Source organism: Aeromonas sp. FDAARGOS 1419, from assembly GCF_019047045.1.
Lineage (GTDB): Bacteria > Pseudomonadota > Gammaproteobacteria > Enterobacterales > Aeromonadaceae > Aeromonas > Aeromonas veronii.
In genome coordinates this window covers 95,499-108,483 of sequence record NZ_CP077209.1, presented here as the reverse complement: position 1 = coordinate 108,483, position 12,985 = coordinate 95,499, and the positions used below count along the sequence as shown (strand labels likewise).

At 59.0% G+C, this 12,985-nt stretch carries 10 protein-coding genes and 2 tRNA genes; 7 read left to right on the top strand and 5 right to left on the bottom strand.

All coding sequences use genetic code 11. The annotated features are described in order from the left end of the window. Positions 1–33: 33 nt before the first annotated feature. From I6L49_RS00525 to I6L49_RS00515, 3 genes are all read right to left on the bottom strand, one after another. Complete coding sequence (locus I6L49_RS00525) at positions 34–1,335, bottom strand: PAS domain-containing methyl-accepting chemotaxis protein (RefSeq protein ID WP_216950347.1); 1,302 nt, start codon at positions 1,333–1,335, stop codon at positions 34–36. A 90-nt stretch (positions 1,336–1,425) separates the two neighbouring features. Then, complete coding sequence (locus I6L49_RS00520; protein ID WP_216950346.1) at positions 1,426–1,905, bottom strand: GNAT family N-acetyltransferase; 480 nt, start codon at positions 1,903–1,905, stop codon at positions 1,426–1,428. Positions 1,906–2,114: 209 nt separating this feature from the next. Continuing rightward, positions 2,115–2,315: a YbfA family protein gene (locus I6L49_RS00515; RefSeq protein ID WP_005334863.1), complete on the bottom strand. Its 201-nt coding sequence runs from the start codon at positions 2,313–2,315 to the stop codon at positions 2,115–2,117. 212 nt (positions 2,316–2,527) lie between these two features. On the opposite strand from I6L49_RS00515, the gene I6L49_RS00510 reads away from it, so the two are divergent. Then, positions 2,528–2,821, top strand: coding sequence for a hypothetical protein (locus I6L49_RS00510; protein WP_005347702.1), 294 nt, complete (start codon positions 2,528–2,530; stop codon positions 2,819–2,821). 48 nt (positions 2,822–2,869) lie between these two features. On the opposite strand, the gene I6L49_RS00505 is transcribed toward I6L49_RS00510, so the two are convergent. Both I6L49_RS00505 and I6L49_RS00500 read right to left on the bottom strand, forming a co-directional pair. Beyond that, a tRNA-Cys gene (locus I6L49_RS00505) sits at positions 2,870–2,943 on the bottom strand. Positions 2,944–3,000: 57 nt separating this feature from the next. Beyond that, positions 3,001–3,076, bottom strand: a tRNA-Gly gene (locus I6L49_RS00500). A gap of 249 nt (positions 3,077–3,325) precedes the next feature. On the opposite strand from I6L49_RS00500, the gene I6L49_RS00495 reads away from it, so the two are divergent. The 6 genes from I6L49_RS00495 (at position 3,326) to I6L49_RS00470 (ending at position 12,908) form a co-directional block, all read left to right on the top strand. After that, complete coding sequence (locus I6L49_RS00495) at positions 3,326–6,763, top strand: ATP-binding protein (protein WP_216950345.1); 3,438 nt, start codon at positions 3,326–3,328, stop codon at positions 6,761–6,763. 415 nt (positions 6,764–7,178) lie between these two features. After that, complete coding sequence (locus I6L49_RS00490; RefSeq protein WP_005347706.1) at positions 7,179–8,864, top strand: ABC transporter substrate-binding protein; 1,686 nt, start codon at positions 7,179–7,181, stop codon at positions 8,862–8,864. A gap of 118 nt (positions 8,865–8,982) precedes the next feature. Next, on the top strand, positions 8,983–9,966 hold the full coding sequence (locus I6L49_RS00485; RefSeq protein ID WP_005353818.1) for an ABC transporter permease: 984 nt from the start codon (positions 8,983–8,985) through the stop codon (positions 9,964–9,966). A gap of 1 nt (position 9,967) precedes the next feature. Further along, complete coding sequence (locus I6L49_RS00480) at positions 9,968–10,888, top strand: ABC transporter permease (protein ID WP_005347708.1); 921 nt, start codon at positions 9,968–9,970, stop codon at positions 10,886–10,888. Then, positions 10,885–11,904 carry an ABC transporter ATP-binding protein gene (locus I6L49_RS00475; protein ID WP_019446723.1) on the top strand — a complete coding sequence of 340 codons (1,020 nt, stop codon included), beginning with the start codon at positions 10,885–10,887 and terminating at the stop codon, positions 11,902–11,904. The genes I6L49_RS00480 and I6L49_RS00475 overlap by 4 nt, the downstream gene beginning before the upstream one ends. Positions 11,905–11,915: 11 nt before the next feature. Then, positions 11,916–12,908, top strand: coding sequence for an ABC transporter ATP-binding protein (locus I6L49_RS00470; RefSeq protein ID WP_005353824.1), 993 nt, complete (start codon positions 11,916–11,918; stop codon positions 12,906–12,908). Positions 12,909–12,985 lie beyond the last annotated feature (77 nt).

The following is a 12,985-nucleotide window of genomic DNA, read 5'->3' as shown; positions in this document are numbered from 1 at the left end:
CCGATCGGTGCCTCGTTCAACAATCAATAACCGTCAGGAGCCGATGGCCAGATTGGAGACTGTCTCGGTCACATTGATGGCACCCTGCTCTATCTGTGCCATCACGCCACTCACCTCGCCGATCTGCTCCTTGCCACGCTGGGCACTGGTGGCCACCTCATTGATGTTGCTGGTGATCTGGGCCGTCAGTTCGCGGTTTTTCTGAACCACGCTGGCGATCTCGCCGGTCGAGAGGGAGGTGCGCGCAGCCAACTGACGTACCTCGTCGGCCACCACCGCAAAGCCGCGCCCCTGATCGCCAGCCCGGGCTGCCTCGATGGCTGCGTTAAGGGCCAGCAGATTGGTCTGCTCGGCAATACTGCTGATGGTCGAGACGATGGCTTCAATGCTTTTCGACTGCTCATTGAGTTGGCCAATCAGGCCGGAAGTGCGACTCACCTGTTCGGAAATGGCGCTGGAAATAGTGACCGATGCGGTCAACAGTTCAGAACCTGTCGCAGCAAAGCGGGTGGTCTCCTGCGAAATGGTCTGGGCTATGTTGGCCGCCTCGCTCACTGCCTGGGCTCGCTTGATCCGCTCTGTCACCTCACTGGCAAATTTGATCACCTTGACCACCTTGCCGCTCTCATCCTTGATGGGGTTGTAGGTAGCCTCCAGCCAGATCTCGTTGCCGTGGCTGTCACGGCGACTGAACAACCCCGACTTGAGCTGGCCGTGGGCCAGATCGTCCCAGAAGTGGGGTTGCTCGCGATAGAAGCTCTCATCGCAAAACAGCCTGTGATGCTGCCCCTTGAGCTGCGAAAGGGAGTAACCGACGCAGGAGAGGAAATTCTGATTGGCCGTCACAATCTCCCCCTTGGGGGTGAACTCGATAATGGCGAGCGCCCGATCGAGTGCCGAGATGATCGCTTTCTGACGACTCAACTGCTGATAACTCTCGGTGATATCGGAGGCTATCTTGACGACCCTGACCACCTTGCCCTCAACCTTGACCGGGAAGTAGGTAGCCTCCAGCCACAACTCCCTGCCATGTTTGTCAATGCGCTGGTAGATGCCACTGTGGGAATGCCCCTGACGCAACTGCTCCCAAAACTGGGCGTAGGAGGATGACTGGGCGTAGTGGGCATCACAAAAGATCCGGTGGTGTTTACCAATTACCTCCTGCTCGCTATAGCCCACCACACTCAGAAACAGCGGGTTCGCCTCGAGGATCTCGCCGCTTGGAGTGAAACTGATGGTAGCGACACCGACTTTTACTGCATCAATAAATGCCTGGGCCTGGGCCAACTGCATTTGACACGCTTGTAATTCCGCTTTGAGTTTGAAGTTGAACATCTTGCCCTGCCCCTCTGTTACCTGGTTACAACTACGTCACATCTGCATGAACTTTAGACGAGAAACCATAGAGATAACGGGGCCCATCGATTAAGGTGCCAGGTCCCACTCCAGATAGGCCGGATTGGCGACAAAGCCGATCCGCTCATAGAGAGGACGCCCCTGCTCGCTGGCATGGAGCCACACCTTGCCAAGCTGGCGCGCGCAGGCGAAAGCTGTAATGGCATCGAGCAGCGCCGTGGCGATCCCCTGCTGGCGCCATTGTGGCCGCGTATACATATTGAGCAGATACCCCTCCATCCCCGCCAGATTGCCGGGATAGGGTGGCCGTTCAAACAATGCCAGCGTCCCGGCCGCCACGATCTGTTTGCCGCCCTCCTGCGTATCGGCCTCAGCCAGCCAGGATAAAGCCCCCTCTTCACTCATCGCCCGGGTAAAGTAGTCAACCGTTGCCTGCCACAAGGCCGGGTCAGCCTGCGGCGTCGCCAGCTCACCCACCTCGCAAAACAGCTGCATGCGCAGAGCCACCAGCGCGGGAATATCCGCGGTCCTTGCCTGACGAATGATCATCGCATCTCCTTGCATCACAGAGCACGTCGAGAGAGGGGGGGGCAAAGGGAAGTGGACCTGCTCGGCAAATCTGCACGACACAGGAACTATCGATGCCGACCATGTAACCGGAATGCGGATAATAGCAGAGCACATAATTAACTATGTGTTTTTAAACATATAAAAAAAGACAGCCGAAGCTGTCTTTTTCATCGAAATCACATTGCGGATTAGTAGAAGATCCGCTCGCCACGCTCGCTCATTTTGAGCCAGACAGGTTTGGTACTGGTTTTGTTCCAGATCCGGTGCAGATAGCTGTAGAAGCGGGCGCGATCGCTGCGAAACAGCATCACGGGGAAAGCCAGAATGCCCACCAGCAATACATAAATGCGACGAAGAATAATCTGAGTCAGGGAAAAGGGATGAAACATGATGTAACTCCTTACTGGTAAGACCACTGAGCAAAGATTACCCCACTCCATGTAGGATTACTACATCACCAACGCATTTTTTTATAAAAAAATGGTGAAAAACGGGAAATACTGAAAACGGGTTACGTCATTAACCAACAGTTAACAAACTTGCGAAAATCGTGCGCTTTGCCACAGTTATCAGGGGAAAAACATGCTGTAGGGAGACACGCATGAAACTGCCGGAAGTGGCACTGCTGGTGCTGATGGTTGCCCTGACACGGGCACAACTGGAGGAGTGGCAACTGAATCGGGAAGATGCCATTGTGCTGGCCGAACGGGGCGTGCCCACCGTCAGCCTGTGGCAATGCGGCACACTGAAGCAACGGATTGCGGATCTCAACCAGCACAGTGCCGAGGTGCAGTTTCAATATCGGGGGCAAAACATGGCGGATGTGAGCCACTATCTCGAGCGCGAGTGGAAACAGGCTGGCTGCGAACAGTTACTGGTACAGCAAGGATACTGACCAAGGCTCAGACTCGAAGAGTGATGATTGAGATAAACAGAGAAAAGATGGAGGCACGTTCCGGAGTCGAACCGGACTAAACGGATTTGCAATCCGCTGCATAACCGCTTTGCTAACGCGCCATGCTGACAAGACTGATAGTCTTGAAAGTGAGTTCCATCGTTGGTGTGATGGAAAATTGGAGCGGGAAACGAGACTCGAACTCGCGACCCCGACCTTGGCAAGGTCGTGCTCTACCAACTGAGCTATTCCCGCGTTACTGCTTTCGTGCCAGTTGCCTGACAACGAGGCGCATTATACGTACCACGAGCGCCAGCACAACCCCTTTTTCGCAATTTAAGCCCTGATGCAAACTGTTTGCTCAGGGTTTAAACGCCTTGCTGCATTTTTCTCCAGCCAGCTGTGACCCACCAAGCGAATTTGGGATAAAGTCGTTGAAATGATTACGCTTTCGTTCGAGACTTGAGCGGCTTAATAACCGGATTCTCAATTGAAAATCACAAGATGAAATGGATCTTCACGCTTCGTGGGCTCAGGCCGCAGTTAATGCTGGCTTTTTTCATGTTGGGCATGGTGCCCTTTTTGGTCGTCACCCTCTTCTTCCTATACAGCCACGGCAAGGATCTCACCACCCAGACCTCCAACCATCTGGTCTCCGTTCGTAATATCAAGAAGAGTCAGCTCGAGGATTACTTCAACAACCTCAAAGAGCAGATCATCAACTTCTCCCAGCAGGATTTTGCCGGCAACAGTATCGGCCGTTTCTATGGCTTTACCGGCGCCTTCGAGAAGCTGGGTACCACGCCGCAGGAGGCCCGCAGCCGCGCCCAGGCCCGCTATCTGCCCGGCTCCTGGGATCAACTGCGCAAACCGGACAGTCAGGTGGAGATCGAACCCTCCATCACGGCGCTTATCCTCGCCGACGAGATGTATGGCCGGGTGCACCAGCGCTTTCATCGCGGCTATGCCGACATGGTGCGCAAGTCCAACTACAGCGACATCTTTCTGGTGGACCTCAACGGTGATGTGGTCTATTCGGTCACCAAGCACCCTAACTTTGCCACCAATCTGCTCTCCGGCCCCTACCAGGGTAGTGGCTTGGGCCAGACCTTCGCCAAGATCAAACGCCGCCTTGATGGCGGCCAGAAGCCGCAGCAGATCTTCGAATTCACCGATTTTGGCCGCAACGAGCTGACCGGGCAGGTGGTCGCCTACATGGCAGCGCCCGTGATGCAGTACGACTATGTGCGCGGTGTGGTGATTTTCGAGCTGCTGCCGGACAAGCTCAACCAGATCATGGCGGAGCGGGAGGGGCTGGGCGAGACCGGCGAAACCATCCTGATCGGCCCCGACAAGCGGATGCGCGCCGATGCCTGGCTGGCGCCGGAGTTCAGCGTCGAGAACAGCTTCAGCCCCAACTTCCGTCCACTGCAAACTCCCCTCATCACCAAGACGCTCTCCGGCGAGCAGGGGGTCGGGCTGTTCCACTCCTATCAGGATGACGAGGTGCTGGCCGCCTACACCCAGGTGAAGGTGTTCGATACCGAGTGGGCCTTTATCGCCGAGATCTCCACCCGGGAAGCCTATGCCCCGATCCGCCAGCTGGAAACTCTGGTAATTGTGCTGGGCGCGGGTTCGGTACTGCTGCTGATCCTCTTCTCTCGCTGGCTCTCCCACTCCATCACGGCGCCGCTGCGCTCCCTGACCGAAGCGGCCGAGCAGGTGGCCGACGGCGCGCTGGATCACCCCATCGCCATCGAGCGCACCGGCGATGATATCGACCGGCTGGCCGAGGCGTTTCGCCATATGCAGCGCTCGGTGAAGGACAAGATCGAACTGATCGAACAGCAGACCCAGGAGCTGCAACAGCAGGTCAAGCTGACCCACAAGCAGAACCTCAGCCTGCAGCAAGCGGACAAGCTCAAGGATGAACTGCTGGCCAACACCTCCCACGAGCTGCGCACCCCCATTCACGGTATCAAGGGGATGGCGGAATCGATGCTCGCCAGCCAGCAGGATCTGACCGAAGGACAACAAAAGCAGCTCGGCCTCATCATCAAGAGCGCCGACGGTCTGGCCCGTCTGGTGGACGATCTGCTGGACTACCACCAAATGCGCTACGGCCAGCTGGAGATCCACTCACAACCCGTCTCATCCAAGGGGGTTATCCGGCTGGTGCTGGACCTCTGCCAGCATCTTGTGCAGGCCAAACCCCTCACTCTGGTGGATATCAGCCCGGCCGAACTGCCGCCGGTGCTGGCCGACGAGCAGCGGCTCGAACAGGTGCTCTACAACCTGGTGGGTAACGCCATCAAGTACACGCCGCAGGGCAAGGTGGTGCTCAGTGCCATCGTCGAGAACAACTTCCTGCGCATCAAGGTCACCGACACCGGCATCGGCATCGCCCCCGACCATCTGGAACACATCTTCGAGCCGCTGGTGCAGATGAGCCCGGAGGTAAGCAAGCAGGGGGCCGGCCTTGGCCTTTCCATCACCCGCCAGCTGGTGCACCTGATGGGGGGCGAGCTGTTCGTCGAGAGTGAGCCGAGCGTTGGCTCTACCTTCGCCTTTACCCTGCCCCTTGCCACCGGCAAAGCGGCCAATCTGACTCTCGACAGCCGCCAGATCGAGCATCAGCTGGTGCGCCAGCAACCGCTGATCCTGCCGGACTGGGAGAGCGACGATCTGCCCCCTCCCCCCGAGGATGCTCCGCTCATTCTGGTGGTGGATGACGAGCCCATCAACCTGCACATCCTGCGCCATCTGCTGCAGCCCTGCGGCTACCGCATCCTGCCCAGCAGTGACGGCCACGATGCGCTGGCCAAGCTGGCCGAGGAGCAGGTGGACCTCATCCTGCTCGATGTGATGATGCCGACCCTTTCCGGTTTTGACGTCTGCCGCCGCCTGCGCCAGCAGCACCCGAAAGATATGCTGCCGGTGCTGCTGCTCACCGCCCTTAACCAACCCAAGGATATCGAGGAGGGCTTCGGGGCCGGTGCCAACGACTATCTGGTCAAACCCTTCTGCAAGGAGGAGCTGTTTGCCCGGGTCAAGGCACTGCTGGAAGCCAAGGCCGGACGCGCCTCGCTGGTAGAGAACCGGCTATTGAAGCAGGAGATCGAACATCGCCTCACCCTGCAGGAGCGGCTGCATCAGGATCAGCAGCGGCTGCTGGCCCTGCTCGGCGAAGGGGCCGACCCCATGATCTTTATCGACGAGCAGGGCACAGTGCTGTTTGCCTCGCGGGTGCTGGCGCGCCTGCTGGGACAGGAGCCGGAAGCCATGGAGGGGCAGCCCCTCAATGAGTGGCTCGCCACCCCGCTGCAACATCAGTGGCCCGACCTTGCCAGCGAACGGGAACACAATCTGGAGTTTCTGGTGGCCGGGCAGAAGGACGTGCTCAACGCCCGTGCCTTGCCCATCGCGCTCGGAGGACAGGCTGCTTTCGCCCTCACTCTGAGTACCGAGCTGCGTCAGGATGAGAACCGGGTAATGGCGCTGGAGAACGCCCTCAAGAACCTCTCGCGGCAAGCCATCATCGAAGATGAACAGCTGCTGGGCGAGCTGAGCCGCCTGGGTGGCGAGTTCCGTTCGCTGGCCGACGACCTCATTCGCCAGCAGGATGACGAGCCGCTGCGCCGGGCGCTGGTAGAGACCATGCAGCTCACCCTGGATGCCTGGCAGCAGGGGACCGGCAAGGGCAAAATTGTGCTGGCAGAGAAGAGCAAGCTGTGGCGGGTCTATATGGACAGATCCAGCCCGCAGACCCGCACCCTCGACAAATACCTGAGTCTGGACACCCTGCCCAAGTCGCCACGCTGGAAGACGGTCGTGGCCACCACCGAGTATGTGCTGGGCCACTGCCCGCTCAATGACCACCAGCGCCAGCAGTTGCAGCACAGCGCCCAGACCCTGCGTCAACTCGCCAACCGCAAGCCGTGACACGGCGCCCTAAACGGGCGCCGGATCACAATTGGCAATCTGGTTTCTTTTTGCGCAAAACAAAGCCCCGCACAACTCCGAAACCGAGAGCAGATCCAATTCACAAATTTGTCATATACGCCATTTTCACAGCCACTTTTTACGCGAGAGCAAATAACGCAAACCAATGATTCTAAACAGATAAAAAAGCATTTTGACGAGATTGACGTAACACCGTCAATTTTTACGAAAACAACGAAATCAATAGTTGTTGTTTTCCTGTTAATTCTGGTTTGCTTAGGGCGTTGGAAAACAGAACGACAAAGGTTAGACACCTGACCAACACAGAGGGCCGATTTCATCAGCATGCGAAACCGGTGCTCACACAAAACAAGGCGAACCCTCGGGAATGCCAAAAAATAAGAAAGGAAAACATATGCTTGCCAAAGTATCCAAAATCTCTACCGCTGTAATGCTGGGAACCATGATGCTTGCCGGTGCCGCCGGTAACGCCATGGCCGCAGAAAACAAAACCGTGCTGACCATGGTCGCACAGCAGGAAACCGCTTGGGTCAAGAACTTCAACCCCTTCCTGCAAGCGGGCTTGCTGCACACCACCCGTCACTTCATCTATGAACCGCTGGTGATCTTCAACGATATGCAAGGGGGCAAACCCGTCTATCGTCTGGCCACCAACTATGCGTTCAGCGATGACCTGAAATCCGTCACCTTCGATCTGCGTGACGGCGTGAAGTGGTCTGACGGCGAAGCCTTTGATGCCGATGACATCATCTTCTCCTTCAATCTGGTCAAGGCCAACAAGGCGCTGGATGAGCGCTCAATCTGGACCCAGATCAAGAGCGTCGAGAAGCTGGCCCCGAACAAGGTCAAATTCGACCTGACCGAGGTCAACACCAACGTGGTGAACGATCTGGTGCTGGTACCTATCGTGCCGGAGCACCAGTGGAAATCGGTGAAAGATCCGGTTGCCTTCACCAACGACAAGCCGGTTGGTACTGGCCCCTTCACCGAAGTGGACAACTTCTCCGCCCAGCTCTATACCCAGTGCCGCAACCCGCACTACTGGGATAACGCCAACCTCGCTATCGACTGTATCCGCATGCCGCAGATGGCCACCAACGACCAGGTGCTGGCTGCTGTCATGAAAGGTGACATCGACTGGTTCGGCTCCTTCGTGCCGGATATCGAGCGCCTCTACGTCGGCAACGATCCGAAGAACAACAAATACTGGTTCCCGGCCTCCGGTACCGTGGCGTTCAACGTCAACTTCCAGACCAAGAACCCGGGCAACCACGAAGCCTTCAACGACATCAACTTCCGCCGCGCCTTCTCCATGGCGATGGACCGCCAGTCCATGGTGGATATCGCGGGCTACGGCTACCCCACCGTCAACGAGTACCCGTCAGGTCTGGGCAAAGCCTTTGACTCCTGGAACAACCCGGAAGTGGACAAGAAGTACGGCAAGTACAACAAGTTCGATCTGGAAGGAGCCAAGGCTCTGCTGAAAGAGGCAGGCTACAAGGATTGTGACGGCGACAAGTTCCTCGACACCCCGAGCTGCAAAAAGATCGAGTTCAAGGTACTGGTGCCGAACGGCTGGACCGACTGGGTCAACACAGTACAGATCGGTGTAGAAGGGCTGCAGGCACTGGGCCTGAACGCCAAGACCGCCACCCCGGAAGCAACCGTCTGGACCGAGAACCTGATCACCGGTGACTTCGATGTCGCCCTGCAGGGTTACTTTGCCGGTGCCAACCCGCACAAGTACTTCGAGACTGCATTCCACTCCCGCAACATGGGTGAGCGCGGCAACCGCTTCGCCGCACCCCGTTACAAGGATCCCGAGCTCGACAAGCTGATCGATGACTTCACCCAGACCGCCGATGCGGCCAAGCAGAAGGAGATCATGTTCGCCATCCAGGATCGTGTTGGTGCCAACCAGACCATCATTCCGGTCTTCAACAACCCGACCTGGTATGAGTACAGCACCAAGCGCTTCAACGGCTGGTTCAGCGCTGATAACCCGGTAGCCAAACCTCAGCTCCACCCGGACACCCCTGAGCGTCTGCTGCACGTGTTGTCCCTCAAGCCAAACAGCTAAACAATCCCGGCCCCCTGCGGGGGGCCATCTTCCCCGTTAATCCCCTTCTTGCCCGGCTTTGCCGGGGTTGGGGTAGCTATAGCCGACGCGGGGCAGACTTGCAGTAAAAGGTACTATCATGGGATTCATACTGAGACGCTTTTCCTTCTATCTGGTTGCCTTTCTGGTAGCCGCCACCATCAACTTCCTGTTACCCCGTGCCATGCCAGGGGATCCTGTCTCCGTGATGTTTGCCCGCGCTGGCGCCATGATGGAACCCGCCGCCCTGGAAGCCCTCAAAGCCACCTTCGGCTTTGTCGACGGCCCCATCGGCACCCAGTTTCTCACCTATGTGAAGAGTGTCTTCACCTGGGATCTCGGCACCTCGGTGCGCTTCTACCCGCAGCAGGTCTCTGACGTGCTGGGCCGTGCCATCGGCTGGACCCTGTTTCTGGTCGGCACCTCCACCATCCTGAGCTTCTCCATCGGTTCCATCGTCGGCATCTTCGCCGCCTGGTATCGCGGAGGCCGGATGGACAGCATTCTCTCCCCGCTCACCCTGGTGATGCAGGCCATTCCGCCTGTGGTGGTCTCCCTGCTCGCCCTGTTCCTGTTCGGAGTCAGCCTCGAGTGGCTGCCCATCGGCTACGCCTACAGCCCGGAGATCAAGGCTGACTGGGGCTGGGAGCACATCAAGAGCATCATGACTCACGCCATCATGCCGGTGCTGACCCTGGCCGTGGTACAGGTGGGGGGCTTTCTCATCACCATGCGCAACAACATGATCAACCTGCTGGGCGAGGATTACATCACCATGGCCAAGGCCAAGGGGCTCTCCAGCAACCGGGTGATCTTCAACTACGGTGCACGCAACGCCATTCTGCCCAGCGTCACCGCCCTCTCCATGGCGCTCGGTTTCGTTATCGGTGGCTCCCTCATCACCGAGGTGATCTTCAACTACCCCGGCCTGGGCCTGACCCTCTATCAGGGCATTCTGGCCCGCGACTACCCGCTCATTCAGGGGCAGCTGCTCATCATGACCATCACCATGCTCAGCTTCAACTTCCTGGCCGACGTGCTCTACGTCTTCCTGGATCCCCGTCTGCGTACAGGAGGCAAATAAGATGCGTATGCCGACCATTCTCAAGATCCTGCTGGGCAACAAGAAGGCTGCCTGTGGCCTCGCCATCGTGGTTGCCTTCGTACTGATGGCCCTCTTTGCCCCCATTCTGGCCAGCAACGAGCCGACCAAACGGGTGGCTCGCCCGCACCAGCCGCCCAGTGCCGAGTTCGTGATGGGTTCCACCCGCATGGGCCACGACATCTGGGCCCAGTTCACCAACGGCGCCCGTATCTCGCTGCTGGTGGGCTTCAGCGCCGGTCTGCTGGTCTGCACCCTGGCCGTCGCCATCGGCATCACTGCCGGTTACTTCGGCGGTCTGGTGGATGAGTGCCTCACCTTCCTGATGAACGTGGTGCTGGTGATCCCCAACCTCCCCTTGCTACTGGTGCTGGCGAGCTTTATCGGGGAGGCGTCACCGGCGGTGATTGCCGTGATAATAGGGTTGACCTCGTGGGCCTATGGCGCGCGGGTCATCCGTGCCCAGACCCTGGCCCTGCGCGAGAAGGAGTTCGTCATCGCCGCCGAAGTGCTGGGCGAGCCGGCCTGGCGCATCATTCTGGTGGAGATCCTGCCCAACCTCATCTCCATCATCGGGGTGAGCTTCATCGGCTCCATCATCTACGCCATCGTCACCGAAGCTACCCTGGAGTTCCTCGGCCTCGGCGACCCGACCGTGGTGAGCTGGGGCATCATGCTCTACAACGCCCAGACCTCCAGCGCCATTCTGGTCGGCGCCTGGTGGGAGATCCTGGCCCCCTGCTTTGCCATCGCCACCCTGGGTGCCGGTCTGGCCCTGCTCAACTTCGCCATCGACGAGATTGCCAACCCGCAGCTGCGCTCCCACAAAGGGCTGAGCCGCTGGAAGAAACTCGCGGCGCCGGTCACCACACCGGTTGCCACAGCACAGGAGAAGACAGCATGAACAAGCATCCCCTGCTGTCAGTACGCAATCTTTGCGTTGACTACATTACCGAAAATGGCGACGTGCGCGCCGTCAACTCGGTGAGCTTCGATATCAGACAGGGCGAGATCTTCGGTCTCGCCGGTGAGTCGGGCTGCGGCAAATCCACCGTCGCCTTCTCGGTGGCCCGGCTGCACAAGCCGCCCGCCTACATCAGCGGTGGCGAGATCCTGTTCAAGGGGGAGAATATCCTCCACTACAACGACGAGCGGCTGCGCTCCTATCGCTGGCAGCAGGTGTCGGTGGTGTTCCAGTCCGCCATGAACGCCCTGAACCCTGTGCTGCGGATGGAGGAGCAGTTCTGCGACGTGCTGCTGGCCCACAACCCCGGCATGACCCGTTACGAGGCGATCAAGCGCGCCCAGGAGCTGCTCACCATCGTCGATATCCACCCGAGCCGGCTCAAGGACTACCCGCACCAGTTTTCCGGCGGCATGCGCCAGCGGCTGGTGATTGCCATCGCCATGGCGCTCAACCCCGAGCTCCTGATCATGGATGAGCCAACCACGGCGCTCGATGTGGTGGTACAGCGGGAGATCCTGCAGAAGGTCTATGCCCTGAAAGAGAAGTTCAACTTCTCCATTCTGTTCATCACCCACGACCTCTCCCTGATGGTGGAGTTCTGCGATCGGATCGGCATCATGTATGCCGGTGAACTGGTGGAGGTCGCCCCCTCCAAGGCGATCCTGACCGCGCCGCTACACCCCTATACCAGAGGGCTCGGCAACTCCTTCCCGCCCCTGCACGGGCCGAAGAAGGTGCTGGAGGGGATCCCGGGCACCCCACTCAACCTGCTGGAGGTGCCGGTCGGCTGCCGCTTTCAGGCCCGCTGCGGCAAGGTGCACGATCGCTGCCGTCAGGAGTACACCAAATTGGCCGAGATCCGTCCCGGGCAACAGACCGCCTGCCACCTCTATGAGGAGCAGGGACTGCAACAAGATTCCGTGATCTATCTGGACAAGGCCGCTGGCTGTTAAGGATGTCTGTCATGCAAATCGCCAAAACCGATGCACCCATCATCGAAGTCCAGCACCTCTACAAGGACTTCCCCATCAACTCCAATGCCATCAAGAGTGGCAAGATGCGGGCGCTCTCCGACATCACCTTCAACCTGCACCGGGGTCGCGCCCTGGCGGTGGTCGGGGAGTCGGGCTCCGGCAAGAGCACCATCGCCAAGATCATCGCCAAGATGTACAAGCTCAGTGCCGGGCGCATTCTCTATCGCGGCCACGATCTGGAGGAGTTCAACAAGGGCACCGCCCTGCTCGACTATCGCCAGAGCGTGCAGATGGTGTGGCAAGATCCGTTCGGTTCGCTCAACCCGACCCACACCATCTATCACCACATCGCCCGCCCCCTGCTGCTGCACAGCAAGGTGATCGACAAAAAAGAGCTGCCCGACATGGTCTACGCCCTGCTGGAGAAGGTGGGGCTCACCCCCGCCAAGGCGACGGCGGCCAAGTATCCGCACCAGCTCTCCGGCGGCCAGCGCCAGCGGGTCAACATCGCCCGCAATCTGGCGGTGGAGGCGGAAGTGGTGCTGGCGGACGAGCCCACCTCCATGCTCGACGTCTCCATTCGCATCGGCATCCTCAACCTGATGGAGCAGATGAAGAATGAGCTCGGCGTCTCCATGCTCTACATCACCCACGACATCGCCACCGCCCGCTATGTGGCGGAAGATCTGGCGGTCATGTATGTGGGTCACATGGTGGAGTGGGGCGAGGTGGACGAGATCCTGCACCACCCGCAGCACCCCTACACCCAGCTGCTCATCTCGGCGGTGCCCGACCCGGAGAAAAGCATCCACGCCGAGCTGGAGGGTGGCCGCAAGGGGGAGATCCCGCTCTGGACGCCGGAGTCCTGCGGTTGCCCCTTTGCCGGGCGCTGCAATCAGGCAATGCCGCGCTGCAAGGAGGCGCTGCCCCCCATCACCAAGCTTGCCGACAACCACTTCGTGCGTTGCTACCTCTACGAGTGAGGGTGAGCCTTAGACCGGCCGGACAACCCTGTCCGGCCATGCCTCGATACGGGGCGGCCACAGCCCCGTGATGTGCC